The following is a 20,075-nucleotide window of genomic DNA, read 5'->3' as shown; positions in this document are numbered from 1 at the left end:
GCAGCCCACGCGGCCCGGGGCATCCGTCGCAGCGGCACCGGGGCCCGCCGCCCGTTCGCTACGCTCGAAGGGTGGATACCCAGGCGATACAGACTTTTCTCGACGACAGCGATTTCTCCGGTGTGGTGTTGGTGCGTGACGGCGACCGCACCATCTTCGAGGCGGCCCGCGGCTTCGCCACCCCGCGCTGGCAGGTGCCCAACACCCTCGACACCCGCTTCGACACCGCGTCGATCACCAAGCTCTTCACCAGCGTCGCCGTGCTGCAGCAGGTCGATGCCGGCCGGCTCGACCTCGAGGCCTCGATCCACGAGTACGTCGACCTCGCCGGCAGCACCATCGGCACCGACGTCACCCTGCTGCACCTGCTCACGCACACGAGCGGCATCGCCGACGACGTCGATGAGGAGGCGGGCGAGAGCTACGCCGACTTCTGGGCCCAGACGCCCAACTACTCGCTCGTCGAGACCCGCGACTACCTGCCGCTGTTCAGCCAGAAGCCGCCGCTGGCCGCGCCGGGCGTGGAGTGCGTGGACTGCAACGTCGGTTACATCCTCGCCGGCCTCGCCGTGGAGAAGGCCTCCGGACTCGGCTACCGCGACTACGTGCGCGAGGAGATCTTCGCCCGCTCGGGCATGACCGACTCGGGGTTCTTCGACCGCCGTGACGGCGTCGAACGGGTCGCAGAGGGCTGGGACCGCCGCGAGGACGGCAGCTGGGTCTCGAACATCTACAGCTCCCCGGCAATCGGCTCGCCCGACAGCGGCGCCCACGCCACCGCCGGCGACCTGATGAACTTCCTCAACGCCGTGCGCGGCGGGCAGCTGCTCTCCAAGGAGTACACCGACGAGTTCTTCACCCCGCAGGTGGCCTACGACGACGACGTGAAGTACGGCTTCGGCCTGGAGTTCGACCTCAACGAGAACGGCTCGGTGCGCTCGTACTACAAGGACGGCGTCAACGCCGGCGCCAGCGGCATCCTGCGGCACTACCCCACCTCGGGCCTGGACGTCGTGGTGCTCAGCAACGCCGAAGAGGGCGCCTGGGACCTCGTGGTCGAGCTCGACGCCCAGTTCTAACCCTCCACCCCTCCCTACCTGGGAGTGAAGCCATTGCGCGGGTCGGACGCCGGTTCGCTGGTGGCGACAGGCTCCGGATGCGGATGCGCGGGTCAGGCGCCGGTTCGCGGGTGGCATGCCTCGGGCGTAGCGGCGTGGAGCCCGCGCACCTCGTCGCCGCTGTGGTGCGCGGGTCGGGCGCCGTTGCGCGGGTGTCACGCCGGTGGCGACAGGCTCCGGATGCGGATGCGCGGGTCAGGCGCCGGTTCGCGGGTGGCGTGCCGCGGGCGGAGCGGCGTGGAGCCCGCGCACCTCGTCGCGGCTGTGGTGCGCGGGTCAGGCGCCGCTGCGCGGGTCTCGGGCCATAGGTTCAGGCTGCGGGCGTGGGCAGGGGGCAGCGCAGCTGCGTGCGCTCGCCGCTGCGGTCGATGTCGTGCTCGGTCATCGGGGCTCCACAGAGCGGGCACCGCGCGATCGGGCGCTCCTGCACCGGAACCTCGTCGTCATAGGGGCCGAGCGGCGGCGGGCCGATGAGGGGCAGCAGCCGACCGTTCAGCCACGCGGTGAAGCCGCCGGCCTCCTTGATGGTCGGTTTGCGTTTCTTGGCTGACGTCATAATAGTTAGTGTACTAAGTAAATCTTGGCGGGTGCCGAATGCCTGCCGATCGATGAGCCCGGAGACCCGATGACGCAACCCAACGTGCTCGCCCTGGAGAACCAGGTCTGCTTCGCACTCACGGTCGCGGCGCGCACCACGGTGGCCCTCTACAAGCCGATCCTGGAGCCGCTCGGGCTCACGCATCCGCAGTACCTGGTCATGCTGGCGCTGTGGGAGCAGGACCCGCGCACGCTCCGTAGCCTGGCCGATGCGCTGCGTCTCGAGCCGGCCACCCTGTCGCCGCTGCTCAAACGGTTGGAGGCGGTCGGGTACCTCCGCCGCGAACGGTCGACGACCGACGAACGCGCGCTGCAGGTCACCCTGACCGAGCACGGCCGCCAGCTGCGCCGGATCGCCGAGACCATCCCCGAGCGGGTGGCCCGCAGCCTGGAGATGTCGCCGGAGTCCCTGATCGCGCTGCGCGACAGCCTCACCGAGGTCATTCAGGCCACGACGGCCGTCACGCCGCGGCCCTAGCCGGCAGATTCGCGGGCCGGAAGCCGCCCGCGGCGGGCTCGGGCGTCGTACGCTGGCGCCATGAAGAAGATCTCGATCGAGGCCCTCGCCCGCCAGCAGCTCGCCGCCGCCACGTCCGGCAGCAGTGGGCGTGCCGCCGCCACGGTCTTCGGCGGCCACGAGAAGGTGCTGCGCCAGACCGTGATGGGCATGGCCAAGGGCACCGTCATGGCCGAGCACGAGAGCCCCGGAGATGCCACCGTCTACGTGCTCAGCGGGAGGGTGCGACTGATCGTCGGGGAGGACGTCTGGCAGGCCCGCACCGGCGACCTGCTCATCATGCCCAAGGCGCGGCACAGCCTCGAGGCCGAAGAAGACGCCACCATCCTGCTCACGGTGGCCAAACTGCCCTGACCGAACGGCGGATGCGCCGAAAGACGGCCGCGCCGAACGGCGGTTGCGCCGCCCGGTGCCCGGCTACTCGGCCGTCGCCGGCCAGCCCAGGGCGAGCTCGGTCGCGGCGGCGCTCGCCGCGGTGATGTCCTCGGCAGTGCCGCCGGCCTGCGCCGCCGCCAGGCCCACGAGGAACAGGCTCAGCGGGGCCGCGGGTCGGGCCACGTTGTGCGCCACATCCCTGGCCACGTCGAGCAGCAGCCCGGTGGGGATGATCTCCGCATCCAGGCCCAGGTGCGCCGCGAGGGCGGCGAGCCACTCGTCGAGGGCTTCGGGCGGCAGGGGGGTGTTCGTGCTCATGGTGTCACTCCTCGGTGGATGCAACGGTGGATGACGCAGAGACTGGTTCGGCCTCAGGGCTGGTGTCGCCGGTGGGCGCGGAGGCGCCGGGCTGGCCGGGCTGCAGCACGGGCAGGGGAGCGGCGTCGAAGCGGCCGGTATCGGCGTCGATGGTGAGCACCCGGCCGATCAGGGGTTCGCCCGTGCCGGTGATCAGGCGGATCGCCTCGGCGGCCAGCAAGGCTCCGGCCTGGCCGCGCAGCGCGCCGAGCACGCCCGGGTCGACGGATGCGGCGGTGCCGGCCGCATCCGCGCCGAAGAAGTCACGCAACCGGGTGGAGCGCTGGCCGCTGCGCCGGGGCGGGCTGGACCAGAACACCGACAGTTCGGCGTTGCCGCGCGCCACCGAGCCCCAGACCAGCGGCAACCCGAGGGACGCGCAGGTGTCGCCCACCAGGAACGGCTGCGGGGTGAGGTCGCTGCCGTCGAGCACGAGGTCGTAGCTGCCCAGGATGCGGGCCGCCGACTCGGCGGTGATCTCCTCGTCGTGCGCCGTGACGGCGGTGTCCGGCGACAGCGTGAGGATGGTGGTGGTGGCCAGTACGAGGGAGTCCACGTCGAGCGGGCCCACGTCGGCCAGCCCGATGGTGCCCACACCGGCGGCGGCGAGGGTGCGCAGGGCGGGGGCGCTGAGCCCGGAGGTGCCGAGCACCAGCACGCGGGCCGCGGCGAGCCGCCGGTGCCCGAGGTCATCGATCGCGGGCAGCCGCAGTTGCGGGAGGCTCCGCACCTGCGCGAGGCGCGCGGTTTCGGTGGGACTGAGCGGACCGGTGGGTTCGACGAGGGGAGGAAGTGCCATGACACCACGGTACGCGGCAATCGGCCTCGCCCGGCCACGCCGCCCCGCTCTCCCCTCACGCCGTGCTGCTCTAGCGTGGCAAGCCCGGGCAGGGGCCGCAGAGGCCACCCGTTGCACCAGATGGAGGTTTAGGCTCGAAGGGAGGTCTCGCTGCGCCCCGGCGCACTCGGACCGCACTCTCGAGGAGGGCACCCATGAACAGAGTCACGGCACGACGCAAGATCACCCGGCTCACGGTGGGCCACGCGCCCATCCGCCGCGAAGACGTCCTCGCGGTCGAGGAGCCCCTGGAGATGCGGGTCAACGGCCGCTCGCTGGCCGTCACCATGCGCACCCCCGGCCACGACGTCGACCTCGCCGCGGGCTTCCTCGTCTCGGAGGGCATCATCAGCCAGGGCGAGCACCTCGCGACAGCCCGCTATTGCGCCGGCGCCACCGCCGAGGGCGTCAACACCTACAACGTGCTCGACCTGCGCCTGGCGCCGGGCGTGGCAGCCCCCGACCCGAGCACGCAGCGCAACTTCCTCACCACCAGCTCCTGCGGCCTCTGCGGCAAAGAGAGCATCGACGCCGTGCGCACCAAGTCCACCTGGGACGTGCGGGCGGATGCCGTGCGCGTCGATGCGGAGATGCTCACAGGCTTCCCCGACAAGCTGCGTGAAGCGCAAGCGGTGTTCGAGAAGACCGGGGGCCTGCACGCGGCCGCCCTGTTCGATGCCGCCACGGGCGAGATGCTCGTGCTGCGCGAAGACGTGGGCCGGCACAACGCGGTGGACAAGGTGATCGGCTGGGCCGTGAAGGAGAACCTGCTGCCGCTGCGGGGCACCGTGCTGATGGTGTCCAGCCGGGCCAGTTTCGAGCTGGCGCAGAAGGCGCTGATGGCGGGCATCCCGGTGCTCGCCGCGGTGTCGGCGCCGTCGTCGCTCTCTGCCGAGTTCGCCCACGAGGTCGGCCTCACCCTGGTGGGATTCCTCCGCGGCGACTCCATGGTGATCTACGCCGGCGAGGAACGCATCACCCAGGGCGCACTCGCCGCGGTGTAGCCGCCCCGTGCCATGACTGGCCCACTTTTGCTAGTCGGACCTCCTGCCGCACTAGCAATAATGGGCAACTCACGAGCGGGGCGGCGCCGCTCGGGTCAGCTGAGCACCGGCGCCGGCACCTCGTGCGGGATGAACCGCACGCTCATGGCCTTGTAGCCGGGGGTGTTCGACTCCCGGGCCACGAGCTCCCGGTGCATCAGCTGGTTCGCCTCGGGGAAGTACGCCGCCGCGCAGCCGCGCGGCGTGGGGTACACCACGAGCCGGAACTTGTCCGCCCGGCGTTCCTGCCCGCCGAAGGTGCTGATCACGTCGACGAGGTCGCGGTCCTGAAAGCCCAGCTCGGTGACGTCGTCGGCGTGGATGAGGATGACCCGGCGGCCGTCCTTGATGCCGCGGTAGCGGTCATCCAGCCCGTAGAACGTGGTGTTGTACTGGTCGTGGCTGCGCATGGTCTGCAAAATGAGGTGCCCGGGCGGCGGCGTGAGGTACTCGAGCGGGCTCACCGTGAACCGGGCCCGGCCGATGTCGGTGGCGAAGCTGCGGGTGTCGCGCGGCGGGTTGGGCAGCACGAAGCCGTTCTTGTCGCGCAACCGCTTGTTGAAGTCCTCGAAGCCCGGCAGCACCCGGGAGATGTGGTCGCGGATGACGTCGTAGTCCTCCGCCATCGCCTTCCAGTCCACCGGGTGGTCGTCGCCGAGGGTGGCCCTGGCCATCCGTGCCACGATCACCGGTTCGGCCAGCAGGTGCTCCGATACCGGGTCGAGCCGGCCCTGGGTGGAGTGCACCATCGACATCGAGTCCTCCACCGACAAGACCTGCCGGCCCGACGGATGCTTGTCATCGGTGTCGGTGCGGCCGAGCGTCGGCAGGATCAGCGAGGTGACCCCGTGCATGACATGCGACCGGTTCGGCTTGGTGGAGATGTGCACCGTCAGGCCCACCCGCTGCATCGCGGCCTCGAGCGCGTCGGTGTCGCTGCAGGCGAGCGCGAAGTTGCCGCCCATCGACACGAACACGTCCACGTCGTCGTTCTCGAAAGCCTCGACGGTGTTGACCGAGTCGAGGCCGTGCTCGCGTGGGGAGACGATGCCGAATTCGGCGTCGAGCGCGGCGAGCATCGGCTCCTTGGGCTTCTCCCACACGCCCATGGTGCGGTCGCCCTGCACGTTGGAGTGCCCGCGCACCGGGCAGGCGCCGGCGCCCGGCTTGCCGAAGTTGCCCTGCAGCAGGAGCAGGTTGATGATCTCCTTGAGCGTGTTCACCGAGTGCGGCTGCTGGGTGAGGCCCAGCGCCCAGCAGATGATGGTGGCGTTGGAGGCGGCCATCATCTTCGCGACCACGCTGATGTCGAGCCGGGAGAGCCCGGTGGCCTTCTCGGTTTCGACCCAGTCGATCTCGGTGCGCGCGGCGCGGTAGGCCTCGATGCCGTCGGTGTTGGCGTCGATGAACTCCTGGTCCACGACGGAGCCGGGCACTCGGGCCTCTTCCTCGAGCAGCAGGTGGCCGAGCGCCTGGAACAGGGCCAGGTCGCCGCCGACCTTGATCTGCAGGAACTCGTCGGCCAGCGGCACCCCGTGGCCGACCAGTCCGGTGGGCGTCTGCGGGTCCTTGAAGTTGAACAGCCCGGCCTCAGGCAGCGGGTTCACGGCGACGACCTTGCCGCCGTTGGCCTTGCACTCGGCCAGGGCCGACAGCATCCGCGGGTGGTTGGTGCCCGGGTTCTGGCCCACGACCAGGATCAGCTCGGCCGCGTGGATGTCTTCGAGCGAGACGGTGCCCTTGCCGATGCCGATGGTGGGATTCAGCGCCGAGCCGGAGGATTCGTGGCACATGTTGGAGCAGTCGGGCAGGTTGTTGGTGCCGATCGACCGGGCGAACAGCTGGTAGAGGAACGCGGTCTCGTTGGCGGTGCGGCCGGAGGTGTAGAACACCGTGCGGTCGGGGGTGGTGGCGCGGATCTTCTCGCCGATCAGCGCGAACGCGTCTTCCCAGGCGATGGGGGAGTAGTGGGTGTCGCCGGGGCGCACCACGACCGGCTGGGAGATGCGGCCCTGGTTGCCCAGCCAGTACTCGGTCTTGCCGGCCAGCTCGGCGAGCGAGTGCTCGGCCCAAAAATCGGGGCCGACGGTGCGGAGGGTGTTCTCCTCGGCGACGGCCTTGGCGCCGTTCTCGCAGAACTCGGCGGTCTTGCGGTGCCCCGTGGACTCCGGCCAGGCGCAGCCGGGGCAGTCGGTGCCGTTGCGTTGGTTGAGTCGCAGCAGCGCCCGGGCGGTGCGGCTCACGCCGGCCTGGGCGATGCCGCGCTCCAGCGCCACGACCACCGCCTCGAGGCCGGCGGCGGCCTTCTTCGGGGTGCCGACGACGAGGTCGTCTTCGTTGATGTCCTTGACCGGTGCGCGACGTGTCATGGGTCCATCCTGCTCCTCTCGGAGCCCGATGCTGACATGCGCCCGGCGGGTTTTTTCAGTTTTACCGGGTCAAACGGATGCCTAGGCTGCCAGACCGTGCGACCGGCGGCCGTCTGCTCCCACGTTGCCGGTGGCCACATCGGTATCGTCCGGAACCCGGGTGTCCCGGTCCAGTCGCACGCCGGCGGCGATGCGCACGTTGCGGCCGATGCGCACGTGGCTGCCCAGGTGGGCGCCGCCGCTGACGAGGCTGCCCTCGCCGATGTGCACGTTCTGGCCGATGAAGACCTTGTCCCCCACGACGACACCGTGGTCGATCCAGCTGCCCGGGCCGATCCAGGCCTCCCGGCCCACGGTGGCACCGGACTCGATGTACGCGGACTCGGAGATGAACGCGCTCGGTTGCACGGTGGATTTGCCCGATACCCAGCCATTGCCGTTCGGGTGCCTGCGGTACTTTTCGATGACTCCGGTGTCGACTTCGACGTCAATGTTCTTGCGCACTGGTTCTCCTCCCGTGGCGCTCGCTGTGTGCGTCACTCTGCTGCTGCACGCACGATATGCGACTGCGGCCGTACCCCAGCACAACAGACCATGCGTCAACACTGGGGGAAACACCGGGTTCTCGCAGCACATTCCGTGCGGGCGCCCAGTCCCAGCGAACTGCCGGGTTCGGACCGCGCCGGACCGGCGCGCATCCGGGGCTGCGCCGATCGTGTCACGGCCTTATGCTGCCCGTATCGATGGAATGAGGCGGGTATGTCGCTGGACGCAGGCACCTTGACGGCCGAGCAGCGCACCGAGCTGCTCAACTACGAGGTCGCCCGGTTCGCGGCCGAAGGCTGGACGGTCAGCAGCGTGGCCGGCAATCAGGCCGTGCTGCAGCGCACGAAACGCATCAGGTTCTGGCTGAACGTGTTCCTGACCTTCGTCACCTGGGGTCTGTGGCTGTTCGTCGTCGCCCTGAGCATCCTCAACCGCAAGATCGAATCGCTCATCCTCACCGTGGACCACTACGGCAAGGTCGAGCGGCAGTTTCCCCGCACCTGGCGTCCGTGGGCCAGGGAAACCTGGTCACACTGAATCACACTGAAAGTGGGCCCCGTCGGGCTCGAACCGACGACCCAAGGATTAAAAGTCCTTTGCTCTACCAACTGAGCTAGAGGCCCGCGGTTAATAACTTAGCGTGGATTGCCGGACGGTTTTTGTGACTAGCGTGGATGCATCCGCCAGAGACGCCGGCACGACCACCCCACCCACGATTTACCCGGCGGCAACACCGACGCCGCCGGCCGAGACAGCCAGGAGGAGCGCGATGGCCGACGATTTCCACAAGCCCACCAAGTTCTCGGGCGCCAAGTTCGAGTCGATGATGGGCGGCGAGGATCCCGCCCAGATCAGCCGGATCGCGCATGAGACGGCGCAGGCCTTGATCGCACGGGTGCGCGACAGTCCAGACCCCGAGGTCGTCGAACGCCTCGTGGCGTACACCGACGAGCACGGCATCGACGCCGTCGCCGAGCTCTGGTCCCGGGCCACACCGCGCAGCCTGCCCGGTGCGCTTTGGCGCATCTACCTGGTGCGGCTGCTGATCCGGCAGGATGCCGACGGCACGTCGTACCTGTACCAGCGCGGCATCGACGTGGCCGTCACCATCGACCCGATCGTGGCCGGGGCCATCGTGCCGACCGGCCCCGCCGAGATCATCCAGCTGGCCGACGAGATCCTCCGTGGCGTGTTCACCGGCGACTTCGCCATCGCGCTTGACCGGGCGGCGGCGTTCTGCCGGGTGATCGGCGCCGGTTGCGCCAGCGTGGCCGACGACCTCGACGCCACCGAACCGGGCCGCTCCACCGAGCTCACCACGCGCGCCCTGCGATTCTCGACAACCGCACAGGAATTCGCCTCCTGCGCCCGGCTCTGGCGCAGCGACTCGCTCGAGTAGGTGCGTGGAGGCATCCGGGAATGAAGTCTGGGCCCAAGTCGTTTACACTTGATGCTGGCCGGACCGCAGTAACCCCGGGCTCCAATATTCGCCGTCTAGAACGGCCTCGCGCCGAGAGGCGTTCTGCGGTCCGGCCTTCACTCTGCTCCCACGGATGCCGCTCACCGGCTCCGGCGGGCGTCACAGACACACAACATTTTTTGATTCCACACCAATCCATGCAGGACTCGGCACCGAACCCTCTGCATGGAAGGGGACTGGACCTGACATGCTGGATCTCATGACTGCTGAATTCAACCTCGACTCCTCGTCGACGGCGCCTTCGAAAGAAGAGCTGCTCGCCCGCGTAGCCGGAGGGGACGAGTCGGCGTTCGGAGAGCTCTACGACCAGATCGCCCCGCGGGTGCTTGGCCTTGTCAAGCGCGTGCTGATCGATCACGCACAGTCCGAAGAAGTGACCCAGGAGATTTTCCTGGAGATCTGGCAGACGGCTGCGCGGTATGAGTCACAGCGTGGCGGGGCCTCGACCTGGATCATGACCATGGCGCACCGACGTGCGATCGACCGAATCCGGTCGTCTCAGGCCGGCCGCGACAGGGATACCAAAGTGGGCATCCGCGACCTCGCGGTGCCGTATGACCACGTCGCGGAAACCGTTGAGGTACGCATCGAGCACGAAAGGGTGGAAAAAGCGATGTCCAGACTGACCGAACTGCAACGTCAGGCCGTGAGCCTGTCGTACTTCAGCGGGTACAGTCACCGTGAAGTCGCTGATTTCCTGCATATCCCGCTCGGCACGGTGAAGACCCGCCTCCGCGACGGGTTAATCCGCTTGCGAGATGAATTGGGGGTGACCTCGTGAACGACCACGACAAGTCCACCGGCGACCTGACCGGCAACGGGTCCGTCGAGAACCCGGCCGACCTGGCCGGGGCCTACGCTCTGCACGCCCTCAGCCCCGACGAGGCCGCCGTGTACGAGCGCTACCTCGCGCAGTCTGAGCAGGCCCGCACCGAGGCCGCCGAGCTGGGCGACACCGCCGTGGCCCTCGGCCTGTCCGTCGCCCCTGTGCAGCCCTCCAGTGCCCTCAAGGCCAGCCTGATGGCCAAACTCGCCAGCACGCCGCAGCTGGCTCCGCGGGGTGCCGCTGAACCCTCCGCCCCCACCGACACGACCACAGACACGACCACGGATGCGCCGCCCGCGGCCATTCCGATCGGCTCCGCCCCCTCGCACGCTGCAGCCACCGCACCGGGCGCTACCGGGCAGAACCCGGCAGCGCCGGGCTCGGACGTCACCGGCGCCGGCGACGGACGGGGCTCAGGCTCCGCCGCCGACCGGGCCCAGCGCCGCTGGTTCCAGCGTCCCGCCGGATACCTCGTTGCGGCCGCCGCCGCCATCGCCCTGTTCGTGGGCGGCACCGTCGCCGGGCAGGCCATCTACGGCAACCCGAACGACGACTTCGCCCAGCAGCAGGCCTCGAGCCTGGCCGAGATCGAGGCGTCGCCCGACAGCCAGCGCGCCGCAGCGCAGACCGCGACCGGCCAGGATGCCACCCTGGTGTGGTCGGGCGAGCTCGGCCTGTCGGCGATCATCGTCGAAGACCTGCCCGCGCTCGGCGACGACCAGGACTATCAGCTCTGGTACATCGGCGAGGCCGGACCGGTCTCGGCGGGCACCTTCGACTCCGACGGCTCCGGCACGGCCTGGCGGGTCCTGGACGGAACCATGACCGCCGGCGACACCGTGGGCGTCACCGTCGAACCCAAGGGCGGCTCCGAGCAGCCCACCACCGACCCGATCGTGGCCATCCAGAGCTCCTAGCCACCCGCGCCCGCCCGCCGCCCTGGCGGGCGCTCGCGGGCATCCGCCATCGCGACGTGCGGCAAAGCGCCCCTTCCCGGCAGCGGAGAGGGCATCTTGACGCAACTCACTGGCATCCGCCATCGTGAATTGCGGCGAACCTCCCTCTCCCGAGCGTCGAGGGGCCGATTTGGAGCAACTCGGTAGGCTCGGTACATGACCCTGCCCTTCACTTTGCTCATCGATCCGGAGCCCGCAGACTCCACCCGCACCGACTTCGTCGACACCTTCCACGAGATCGATTCCGGCGCCCCGGCGCTGCGCGTGGCCGAGCTGAGCACGCAGCGCGGCGACGGCATCTTCGAGACCCTCAGTGTGGTCAACGGGCATCCGCAGGAGGTTGAGCCGCACATCAGCCGGCTCGTCAACTCGGCGCAGATCTGTGACCTGCCGGTGCCCAACCCGGCGCAGTGGCGGGCGGCGATCGCCTATGCCGTCGACCGCATCCCCGGTGAGGGCGAGCTGGCGCTCAAGTTCGTGCTCAGCCGCGGCGTCGAGCACGGCCCGGCGCCCACGGCCTGGTTGCACGCCACCCGCGCCGCGGACTTCAGCGCGGTGCGTGAGCACGGCGTCAAGGTGATCACCCTCGACCGCGGTTACCCGCGTGGCGTTGCCGAGGAAGCGCCCTGGCTGCTGATGGGCGCGAAGACCCTCAGCTACGCCATCAACATGGCCGCCCTGCGCGAGGCCAAGCGACGCGGCGCCGACGACACGATCTTCCTCACCCACGACGGTTATGTCATGGAGGGTCCCACCTCCAGCGTCATCCTCCGCACCGACGGACGCTACGTCACCCCGGCGCCTAGCGGTGCGATCCTGCACGGCACCACGCAGCAGAGCGTGTTCGAGTACCTCACCGAGCACGGTGAGAGCGTCGAGTACCGCGACGTCACGGTCGACGAGCTCCGGTCGGCGGATGCGGCGTGGCTGGTCTCCAGCGTGCGCCTCGCGGTCGCCGTCACCGCGCTGGACGGCGTGGAGTTCCCCCACGACGACGAGCTCACCCGAACCCTGAACGCGTCCCTGCTGGCCCGCACCGGCTCCTAGTGCCCAGTCTGGTCGGGCCCGTCGAGACTGGGCGGGCTGGCCTGCGGAACGCACCCTTTCCGCTGCTCGGGCTTGTCGAGACCCGGTGAGGTGTCCCGGTGTGCCCCCATCCCGTCGTCCGGCGCGTGGTTGCGTCCGGGGGCTGTCTTGCGAGGTCTCGACAGGCTCGACCGCCGAGGCGGGAACGCCCCACAGGTCGGCTCACGCGCCCATCCCGTTGGGCGAGCTTGTCGAGACCCGGTGAGGTGTCCCGGTGTGCCTCCATCCCGTCGTCCGGCGCGTGGTTGCGTCCGGGGGCTGTCTTGCGAGGTCTCGACAGGCTCGACCGCCGAGGCGGGAACGACCCACAGGTCGGCCCACGCGCCCATCCCGTTGGGCGAGTTTGTCGAGACCGGGTGAGGTGTTTCGGTCCGCCACCATCCCGTCGGTCGAGCTTGTCGAGACCCGGTGAGGTGTCCTGGTTCGCGACCAACGTAGGGGCGCGTCTGTGAGACCACCTCGCGGACTGGAACGCAGAAACGCCCGGCGGGCCGAGAGGCCTGCCGGGCGTTTCTGCGTGGTGCGGGTTTAGCCGAAGCGGCCGGAGACATAGTCCTCAGTGGCCTGCACGGTGGGGTTGGAGAAGATCGTGGTGGTGTCGTCGTACTCGATGAGCTTGCCGGGCTTGCCGGTGCCCGCGATGTTGAAGAACGCGGTGCGGTCGGAGACGCGGGAGGCCTGCTGCATGTTGTGCGTCACGATGACGATCGTGTAGTCGGTCTTCATCTCTTCGATGAGGTCCTCGATCGCGAGCGTGGAGATCGGGTCGAGGGCAGAGCAGGGCTCGTCCATCAGGATCACGTCGGGCTGCACGGCGATGGCACGGGCGATGCAGAGCCGCTGCTGCTGGCCGCCGGAGAGGCTCGAGCCTGGCTTGTCCAGGCGGTCCTTCACCTCGTTCCAGAGGTTCGCGCCCTGCAGCGACTTCTCGATCAGCGCGTCGGCGTCGCTCTTGGGCATCCGCCGGTTGTTGAGCTTGACGCCGGCGAGCACGTTGTCGCCGATCGACATGGTGGGGAACGGGTTGGGCCGCTGGAAGACCATGCCCACCTGGCGGCGCACGAGCACCGGGTCCACGCCGGGGCCGTAGAGGTTGTTGCCGTCGATGAGCACCTCACCGTCCACGTGGGCGCCCGGGATGACCTCGTGCATGCGGTTGAGGGTGCGCAGGAACGTCGACTTGCCGCAGCCGCTTGGGCCGATCAGAGCGGTCACGGTGCGCGGCTCGATCGTGAGCGTCACGCCCTCGACGGCGAGGAATTTGCTGTAGTAGACGTCGAGGTCGTTGACTTCAATGCGCTTGGACATGTATTCCTTCGAATCTGGGTGAACTGTACGAGTGGCGGCGGCGTCAGCGGCCGAGTTTGGGGGAGAAGGTGCGTGCGACGAGACGGGCGATGAGGTTGAGCAGCATCACGATCACGATGAGCGTGAGCGCGCCGGCCCAGGCCCGGTCGATGTACGCCTGCGAGTCGGCACCCTGGCTGGCGTACTGGTTGTACACGAACACCGGCAGGGTCATCATCCGTTCGCTGAACATGTCGTAGTTCATGCTGGCGGTGAAGCCCGCGATGATCAGCAGCGGTGCGGTCTCGCCGATGACGCGGGAGATCGAGATCATCACACCGGTGACGATGCCGGCCAGCGAGGTGGGCAGCACGACCTTCACGATGGTGAGCCACTTCGGCACGCCGAGCGCGTACGCGGCCTCGCGCAGTTCGTTGGGCACCAGCTTGAGCATTTCCTCGCTCGAGCGCACCACCACGGGGATCATCAGCACCGACAGCGCCACCGACCCGCCGAAGCCGAACCGGATGCCCGGGTCGTTGAACAGCAGCGAGAACAGCGCGTAGGCGAACAGGCCGGCCACGATCGAGGGGATGCCGGTCATCACGTCGACGAAGAACGTGATGCCGCGGGCGAGCCGGCCGCGACCGTACTCGGTGAGGTAGATCGCGGTGAGCAGGCCGATCGGCACCGAGATGAGCGTGGCGAGCCCGGTGACGAAGAGCGTGCCCACGATCGCGTGCAGGGCGCCACCGCCGGCGCCGACGACGTTGCGCTGCGACTCCGTGAAGAAGGTGGGGGTGAGGAAGGCGGGCAGGCCGTTGACCACGGTGGTGCCCACCAGGGAGATCAGCGGGATCAGCGCCACCACGAACGCGATGGCGACGACCGCGGTGACCAGGCGGTCCTTGGCCCGGCGCACCCCCTCGACGAAGTAGGAGAACAGGAACAGGGCGACGCAGTAGAGCACGGTGCCGAAGAACAGCGTGCCGGCCCAGTTGAAGCTCTCCGTGGCGCCGGAGAGGAAGATCACCACGAAGAACGCACCCACCACGAGCCAGCTGGCCACGAGCACCATCAGGGGCGTGTTCTTGGGCAGCTTGCCGGCGGTGAGGGAGTTGCTGACGGGAGACGAGACGGTCATGGTGCTCATCAATTCGCTCCAGAGAAGGCCTTGCGGCGGTTGATGATCACGCGGGCGATCATGTTGACGACCAGCGTGATGACGAAGAGCATGAGGCCGGTGGCGAGCAGGATGTTGACGCCCACGCCGTGTGCCTCAGGGAAGTTCAGCGCGATGTTCGCGGCGATCGTGGTGGAGTTCTGCGAGGTGAGCAGCTGGAAGATCACCTGCGGGCTGGGGGAGAGCACCATGGCCACGGCCATGGTCTCGCCGAGCGCGCGGCCCAGGCCGAGCATGGCGGCGGAGATGATGCCGGCGCGGCCGAACGGCAGCACGGCCATGGTGATCATTTCCCACCGGGTGGCGCCGAGGGCCAGCGAGGCTTCCTCGTAGAGCACCGGGGTCTGCAGGAAGATCTCGCGGCAGATGGCGGTGATGATCGGCAGCACCATCACGGCCAGCACGATGGCAACGGTGAAGATGGTGCGACCGGTTCCGGAGACCGGACCGGCGAAGAGCGGGAACCAGCCGAACCAGTCGACCAGGTTGGCGTAGAACGGCTGCACGAGCGGGGCCAGCACGCCGATGCCCCAGAGACCGAAGACCACCGAGGGAACCGCGGCGAGCAGGTCGATGAGGTAGCCCAGACCCTGCGCGAGTTTGCGCGGCGCGAAGTGCGAGATGAAGAGGGCCACGGCGATGGCCACTGGTACTGCCATCAGCAGCGCCAGGAACGCGGACCAGACGGTGCCGAAGGCCAGCGGCAGCACGTAGGACCAGAAGTTGGTGAATTCCCCCTTGAAGGCATCCGCCGGCGCCACGAAGGCGGGGATGCTCTGGATCAGGAGGAAGGCGGCGACGGCGGCGAGCACCGCCAAGATAAGGCTGCCGGCCACCACGGTGGCCGTGGAGAAGATACGGTCGCCCGGTCGTTCCTTGGCCTTGATCGCAATACGGTCAACTGCGGTCGTCATTCCGAGCGTCTCCCTGAGGGGCTGGGTCTTACCGGTACGGGTGGATCTGAAGCCTGACCCCACGCCTCAGTGTGCCCGACCGGGCGACCGCGTGCAACGCGGAAGCCCGGCCGGGCAGGGTGCTGAGGTGTGGGCTCAGCGGATGTTTACTTGAGGGTGTCGAGAACCGCGGCGACCTTGGACTGCAGGTCGCTGGAGAGCGGTGCGGCGCCGGCGGAAGACGCGGCGACTTCCTGGCCGGCCTCGCTGGCCATGTAGCCGACGTACTCCTTGACGAGGGCGCCCTGTGCGGCGTCCGCGTACTCGGTGCAGACCACGGCGTAGCTGACCAGAACGAGCGGGTAGTGCGTCGCGTCGGTGGTGGTGCGGTTCAGCTTGATGGCCAGGTCGTTGTCGGCACGGCCGTCGACGAGCGGGGAGTCGTTGACGACGGCGGCTGCGGCCTCGGCGGTGTAACCGACGAATTCCTCGCCGACCTTGATCTTGGCGACTCCGAGGTCACCGGCGCGCGAGGCGTCGGCGTAGCCGATGGTGCCGGTGCCGTTGGTGACGGCGTCGACGACACCGGAGGTGCCCTGGGCGCCCTCACCGGACTGGTACGGGAACGGGTCGGCCGGCTTCTCGGTCCAGACGTCAGCGGCGTTCTGGTTGAGGTAGTCGGAGAAGTTCTTGGTGGTGCCCGAGTCGTCCGAGCGGTGCACGGCGGTGATCGCGGTGGCCGGAAGCTTGGCGTCGGCGTTCAGCGCGACGATGGCCGGGTCGTTCCAGGTGGTGATGTCGCCCTTGAAGATCTTGGCGAGGGTGGCAGCGTCGAGGTTGAGGTCGGTGACGCCCTCGACGTTGAAGATCACGGCGATGGGGGAGATGTAGACGGGGAGGTCGACGGCCGTGGTGTCCGGCGCGCAGGCGGCGAAGGTGCCGGCGAGCTCGTCGTCGTTGAGGTAGGAGTCCGAACCGGCGAAGTCGCTGCCGCCGGCGATGAAGGTCTCGCGACCGGCGCCGGAGCCCGACGGGTCGTAGTTGATGGTGACGTCCGGGTTGGCCGTCTGGAAGGCGGAGATCCAGGCCTCCTGGGCCGAGCCCTGCGACGAGGCGCCTGCGGCGTTGATCGTGCCGGACAGGGTGCTCTCGGTCGGGGCGTCGGAACCCGTGCTGGCGGGTGTTTCGTTCGACGCGCAGGAGGAGAGAACGAGGGCTGCGGCGATGGCAATGACCGCGGGGCGGCCAATACGCATGAGATTCACAAGGATCCTTTTCAGGTCGAATACAGGGAATGCGATCGCAGGAGAATCCCGCGAACATGGGCCGGTGCTGGCCCTCGTCAGACGCTATTCGCTGTGGTTAACGACACTCCCCCTCCCGGGTGAACGGGAGGTAAACGGCATCCGTCGCTTCGGGCTCGACGACAGAGCGCCCGCAGCCCGTTCCGGGGCTGTGGGCGCTCTGGTCGCGGCGGTCTATAGGCGCGGCGGGTGGGTCTCGATCGCGAGGATGCCCGCGCTCGGGTTGTCACTGGAGAGGTGCACGACGGAGAACCCGCTGGGCGCGAGCGCTGCGGCGTTGGAGACCTGCTGGGTCACCGGCGAACCGGTCGCCAGGGCGATCTCCCGCAGGATGTCGGGCAACACCGGTCCGTGGCTGCAGAGCACGGCGGTCTTGCGGGCGCGGATGCGTTTGCCCACGCTGTGGCGCACATCCGAGGTGCCGTCTTCCCAGGCGTCCTGGCTGATCAGGTCGGTGCGCTTGAACGGCACACCGGTGGCCGCCGACAGCGGGGCGACGGTGGTGACGCAGCGGGTGGCGGTGCTCGTGAAGATGCGCTGCGGATGCCAGGCGCTCACGGTGCCGGCCACGGCTGCGGCCTGCGTCACACCGCGTGCGCTGAGCGGGCGGGTGGCGTCGGGTCCCGGCCAGTCGTGCGGCGGGGTGGCCTTGGCGTGGCGGAGCGCGATGATCGCGAAGGTGCTCGTGATGCCCTGCGCCACGAGGCGGGCGAACGCGTCGATGATCTCCACGTCCTGGGCGTAGCTGAGGTAGGTCCTGGCCTTCTTGATGGTCACCCACTCCAGGGCGGCCACCTCGCCGTTGGGCACGAAGGTGGACTTGAGGATGTGCTCCGGCAGCACCTCGGCGGCCCAGTAGTGCACGATCTTGTCCTTGCCGTTGGGCATCGGGTACTCGGACACGCCCAGCGGCACGCCGAGCGCGATGGCCAGGCCGGTCTCCTCCTCGATCTCCCGCACGGCCGTGACCGGCAGTGTCTCGCCGGGGTCGACCTTGCCCTTGGGGATGGTGATGTCGCCGTGTACGGTGCGGTGGATCAGCAGAACGTGCATCTTGCCGTCGATCAGGCGCCAGCAAACTGCGCCGGCCGCGTACACGGCCGTGGCGGCGTCGCTCATCGGCGGCTCACCGGGCGCTTCCGCTGCCCGATCTGCTGCATCAGCCGGTTCTGCATGTCGTCGAGGGGTTTGCCCTCGGCGTCCTGGTGGTGCCGGGTCCACTCGCCGTTCTCGTCGAGCCACCACGACGAGGTGCGCTCGTCCATGGCGCGGGTGAACAGGGCGTCCACCTCGGTGAGGTGCCGCGGGTCGACCAGGCGCACGAGCGCCTCCACCCGGCGGTCGAGGTTGCGGTGCATCATGTCGGCGCTGCCGATGAACACCTGCGGCTCGCCCAGCGTGTGGAAGCAGAAGATCCGCGAGTGCTCGAGGTAGCGGCCCAGGATCGAGCGCACCCGGATGTTCTCGCTCATGCCGGGCACGCCCGGCTTGAGGCTGCAGATGCCGCGCACCCACACGTCGATCGGCACCCCGGCCTGGCTGGCCCGGTAGAGCGCGTCGATGATGTCCTCGTCGACCATCGAGTTCACCTTGATCCGGATGCCCGACGGCTTGCCGGCCGCCGCGTTCGCGGTCTCGTCGGCGATGCGCTTGAGCAGGGCCTTGCGCAGGTGCAGCGGGGCCACCAGCAGGCGCTTGAACTTCTTCTCGATGGCGTAGCCGGAGAGCTCGTTGAACAGCCGCGTGAGGTCCTTGCCGACCTGGTCATCCGCGGTCAGCAGCCCCATGTCTTCGTAGATGCGGCTGGTCTTGGGGTTGTAGTTGCCCGTGCCGATGTGGCTGTAGTGCCGCAGCACGCCCTTCTCGTAACGCACCACGAGCGCGAGCTTGCAGTGCGTCTTGAGCCCGACGAGCCCGTAGACCACGTGCACACCGGCCTTCTCGAGCTTGCGCGCCCAGGAGATGTTGGCCTGTTCGTCGAAGCGGGCCTTGATCTCCACCAGCGCGAGCACCTGCTTGCCCGACTCCGCGGCGGCGATCAGCGCCTCCACGATGGGGCTGTCGCCCGAGGTGCGGTACAGGGTCTGCTTGATGGCCAGCACATTGGGGTCGGCGGCGGCCTGCTCGAGGAACGCCTGCACGCTCGTCGCGAACGACTCGTACGGGTGGTGCAGCAGCACGTCGCCGCGGCTGATGGCGCGGAAGATGTCCGGGGTCTCGTTGGGTTCGCCGGTGAGCAACTGCGCGGCCGTGGTGGGCACGTGCTTCGTGTAGTGCAGGTCCGGGCGATCGATGCGCAGGTCGAACAGGCCGCCGAGGTCCAGCGGTGCGGGCAGTCGGTACACCTCCTGCTCGGTCACGTCGAGCTCGCGCACGAGCAGTCCCAGGGTCACCTCGTCCATGTCCTCGGTGACCTCGAGGCGGATGGGCGGGCCGAACCGGCGGCGCAGCAGCTCCTTCTCGAGGGCCTTGATGAGGTTCTCGGTGTCGTCTTCCTCGATCACGACGTCTTCGTTGCGGGTGACCCGGAAGACGTGGTGTTCGAGGATGTCCATGCCGGGGAACAGGTCTTCGAGGTGGTTGGCGATGAGGTCTTCGAGGGTGATGAACCGCACCTTGTCGACCGATTCGGTGCGGTCCACCCGCACGAAGCGGGGCAGCATCGAGGGCACCTTGAGCCGGGCGAACTCCTGCTTGCCGGTCTTGGAGCTGTGCAGCCGCACGGCCAGGTTGAGCGAGAGTCCGGAGATGTAGGGGAACGGATGCGCCGGGTCGACGGCCAGCGGCATCAGTACCGGGAAGATCTGGTTGGAGAAGTAGCCCCGCAGCGACCGGCGGTCCTCGTCGTTCAGGCTGTCCCAGGTGACGATGTCCACGCCGTGCTCGGCCAGGGCCGGGCGCACGAGCTCCTGGAACGCGTGGGCGTGCCGGTTCTGCAGCACGTGGGCGGCCTTCGAGATGTCGGAGAGCACATCCTGCGGGGCACGGCCGACGTTGGTGGGCACGGCCAGGCCAGTCAGGATGCGGCGCTTGAGGCCGGCGACGCGCACCATGAAGAATTCGTCGAGGTTGCTGGCGAAGATGGCCAGGAAGTTCGCGCGTTCGAGCACCGGAAGTGCCGGGTCTTCGGCCAACTCGAGCACCCGCTGGTTGAACGCCAGCCAGCTCAGCTCGCGGTCGAGGTACCGCTCGCTCGGAAGCGCCGGATCGTTTTTGCCGATCTGAGGGTCAAAATCGTCGTCAAGTTCACTCTCGAGCCCCGAGGTGCCTGGGATGTTGTCGCCGTCCATCTGTCCATCT

Annotated in this window: 20 protein-coding genes and 1 tRNA gene; 9 read left to right on the top strand and 12 right to left on the bottom strand. The window is 68.7% G+C overall.

Features of this window, described 5'->3' with window-relative positions:
- Positions 1–71: 71 nt before the first annotated feature.
- Positions 72–1,079 (top strand): serine hydrolase domain-containing protein, encoded by a 1,008-nt coding sequence (locus PA27867_RS14325; RefSeq protein WP_066597420.1) that lies wholly within the window; start codon positions 72–74, stop codon positions 1,077–1,079.
- A gap of 349 nt (positions 1,080–1,428) precedes the next feature.
- Here PA27867_RS14325 and PA27867_RS14320 read toward each other — a convergent pair whose 3' ends face one another.
- Positions 1,429–1,674 (bottom strand): hypothetical protein, encoded by a 246-nt coding sequence (locus PA27867_RS14320; RefSeq protein WP_066597419.1) that lies wholly within the window; start codon positions 1,672–1,674, stop codon positions 1,429–1,431.
- 69 nt (positions 1,675–1,743) lie between these two features.
- Between PA27867_RS14320 and PA27867_RS14315 the strand changes: the two genes are divergently transcribed.
- Positions 1,744–2,193 (top strand): MarR family winged helix-turn-helix transcriptional regulator, encoded by a 450-nt coding sequence (locus tag PA27867_RS14315; RefSeq protein WP_066597418.1) that lies wholly within the window; start codon positions 1,744–1,746, stop codon positions 2,191–2,193.
- Between the two features lie 60 nt (positions 2,194–2,253).
- Positions 2,254–2,586 carry a cupin domain-containing protein gene (locus PA27867_RS14310; RefSeq protein ID WP_066597416.1) on the top strand — a complete coding sequence of 111 codons (333 nt, stop codon included), beginning with the start codon at positions 2,254–2,256 and terminating at the stop codon, positions 2,584–2,586.
- A 63-nt stretch (positions 2,587–2,649) separates the two neighbouring features.
- On the opposite strand, the gene PA27867_RS14305 is transcribed toward PA27867_RS14310, so the two are convergent.
- Both PA27867_RS14305 and PA27867_RS14300 read right to left on the bottom strand, forming a co-directional pair.
- Entirely contained in the window at positions 2,650–2,925 is a 276-nt protein-coding gene (locus tag PA27867_RS14305; RefSeq protein WP_066597415.1) for a DUF6457 domain-containing protein, read from the bottom strand.
- Between the two features lie 4 nt (positions 2,926–2,929).
- Positions 2,930–3,763 carry a HesA/MoeB/ThiF family protein gene (locus PA27867_RS14300; protein WP_066597414.1) on the bottom strand — a complete coding sequence of 278 codons (834 nt, stop codon included), beginning with the start codon at positions 3,761–3,763 and terminating at the stop codon, positions 2,930–2,932.
- Positions 3,764–3,957: 194 nt separating this feature from the next.
- Here PA27867_RS14300 and fdhD point away from each other — a divergent pair, with 194 nt between their 5' ends.
- Entirely contained in the window at positions 3,958–4,806 is an 849-nt protein-coding gene (gene fdhD, locus PA27867_RS14295) for a formate dehydrogenase accessory sulfurtransferase FdhD (protein ID WP_066597413.1), read from the top strand.
- A gap of 95 nt (positions 4,807–4,901) precedes the next feature.
- Here the strand turns inward: fdhD and PA27867_RS14290 are convergent, their stop codons facing one another.
- Together PA27867_RS14290 and PA27867_RS14285 are read right to left on the bottom strand one after the other, a co-directional pair.
- A complete protein-coding gene (locus PA27867_RS14290; protein WP_066597411.1) occupies positions 4,902–7,214 on the bottom strand; it encodes an FdhF/YdeP family oxidoreductase in 2,313 nt (770 codons plus the stop codon).
- An 81-nt stretch (positions 7,215–7,295) separates the two neighbouring features.
- Positions 7,296–7,718, bottom strand: coding sequence for a DapH/DapD/GlmU-related protein (locus PA27867_RS14285; RefSeq protein WP_066597409.1), 423 nt, complete (start codon positions 7,716–7,718; stop codon positions 7,296–7,298).
- 255 nt (positions 7,719–7,973) lie between these two features.
- On the opposite strand from PA27867_RS14285, the gene PA27867_RS14280 reads away from it, so the two are divergent.
- Positions 7,974–8,297, top strand: a complete 324-nt coding sequence (locus tag PA27867_RS14280; protein WP_066597406.1) for a hypothetical protein — start codon at positions 7,974–7,976, stop codon at positions 8,295–8,297.
- A gap of 13 nt (positions 8,298–8,310) precedes the next feature.
- On the opposite strand, the gene PA27867_RS14275 is transcribed toward PA27867_RS14280, so the two are convergent.
- Positions 8,311–8,383, bottom strand: a tRNA-Lys gene (locus tag PA27867_RS14275).
- A 146-nt stretch (positions 8,384–8,529) separates the two neighbouring features.
- Between PA27867_RS14275 and PA27867_RS14270 the strand changes: the two genes are divergently transcribed.
- The 4 genes from PA27867_RS14270 (at position 8,530) to PA27867_RS14255 (ending at position 12,069) form a co-directional block, all read left to right on the top strand.
- On the top strand, positions 8,530–9,159 hold the full coding sequence (locus PA27867_RS14270) for a DNA-directed RNA polymerase subunit beta (protein ID WP_066597405.1): 630 nt from the start codon (positions 8,530–8,532) through the stop codon (positions 9,157–9,159).
- Positions 9,160–9,439: 280 nt separating this feature from the next.
- On the top strand, positions 9,440–10,021 hold the full coding sequence (locus PA27867_RS14265; RefSeq protein ID WP_066599994.1) for a sigma-70 family RNA polymerase sigma factor: 582 nt from the start codon (positions 9,440–9,442) through the stop codon (positions 10,019–10,021).
- Positions 10,018–10,983 (top strand): anti-sigma factor, encoded by a 966-nt coding sequence (locus PA27867_RS14260; RefSeq protein ID WP_236900717.1) that lies wholly within the window; start codon positions 10,018–10,020, stop codon positions 10,981–10,983. The genes PA27867_RS14265 and PA27867_RS14260 overlap by 4 nt, the downstream gene beginning before the upstream one ends.
- A 195-nt stretch (positions 10,984–11,178) precedes the next feature.
- The gene (locus PA27867_RS14255) at positions 11,179–12,069 is read left to right on the top strand and encodes an aminodeoxychorismate lyase (protein WP_066597404.1); all 891 of its coding nucleotides are present in this window, start codon (positions 11,179–11,181) and stop codon (positions 12,067–12,069) included.
- A 567-nt stretch (positions 12,070–12,636) separates the two neighbouring features.
- Here the strand turns inward: PA27867_RS14255 and pstB are convergent.
- The 6 genes from pstB to PA27867_RS14225 all read right to left on the bottom strand — a co-directional run bounded on the left by pstB (position 12,637) and on the right by PA27867_RS14225 (position 20,065).
- The gene (pstB, locus tag PA27867_RS14250; protein ID WP_066597402.1) at positions 12,637–13,416 is read right to left on the bottom strand and encodes a phosphate ABC transporter ATP-binding protein PstB; all 780 of its coding nucleotides are present in this window, start codon (positions 13,414–13,416) and stop codon (positions 12,637–12,639) included.
- Between the two features lie 43 nt (positions 13,417–13,459).
- Positions 13,460–14,548, bottom strand: a complete 1,089-nt coding sequence (gene pstA / locus PA27867_RS14245; RefSeq protein WP_066597401.1) for a phosphate ABC transporter permease PstA — start codon at positions 14,546–14,548, stop codon at positions 13,460–13,462.
- Positions 14,548–15,492 (bottom strand): phosphate ABC transporter permease subunit PstC, encoded by a 945-nt coding sequence (gene pstC, locus PA27867_RS14240; protein WP_066597397.1) that lies wholly within the window; start codon positions 15,490–15,492, stop codon positions 14,548–14,550. The genes pstA and pstC overlap by 1 nt, the downstream gene beginning before the upstream one ends.
- Positions 15,493–15,638: 146 nt before the next feature.
- Complete coding sequence (pstS, locus tag PA27867_RS14235; RefSeq protein WP_066597396.1) at positions 15,639–16,736, bottom strand: phosphate ABC transporter substrate-binding protein PstS; 1,098 nt, start codon at positions 16,734–16,736, stop codon at positions 15,639–15,641.
- Positions 16,737–16,949: 213 nt separating this feature from the next.
- Positions 16,950–17,894, bottom strand: coding sequence for an NUDIX hydrolase (locus PA27867_RS14230; RefSeq protein WP_066597394.1), 945 nt, complete (start codon positions 17,892–17,894; stop codon positions 16,950–16,952).
- Positions 17,891–20,065 carry an RNA degradosome polyphosphate kinase gene (locus tag PA27867_RS14225; protein ID WP_066597392.1) on the bottom strand — a complete coding sequence of 725 codons (2,175 nt, stop codon included), beginning with the start codon at positions 20,063–20,065 and terminating at the stop codon, positions 17,891–17,893. Before PA27867_RS14225 ends, PA27867_RS14230 begins: the two co-directional genes overlap by 4 nt.
- Between the last annotated feature and the right edge of the window lie 10 nt (positions 20,066–20,075).

Source organism: Cryobacterium arcticum (assembly GCF_001679725.1).
GTDB classification, from domain to species: Bacteria; Actinomycetota; Actinomycetes; order Actinomycetales; family Microbacteriaceae; genus Cryobacterium; species Cryobacterium arcticum_A.
The sequence above is the reverse complement of the archived record's forward strand: the minus strand, read 5'-3'. Positions and strand labels throughout refer to the sequence as shown.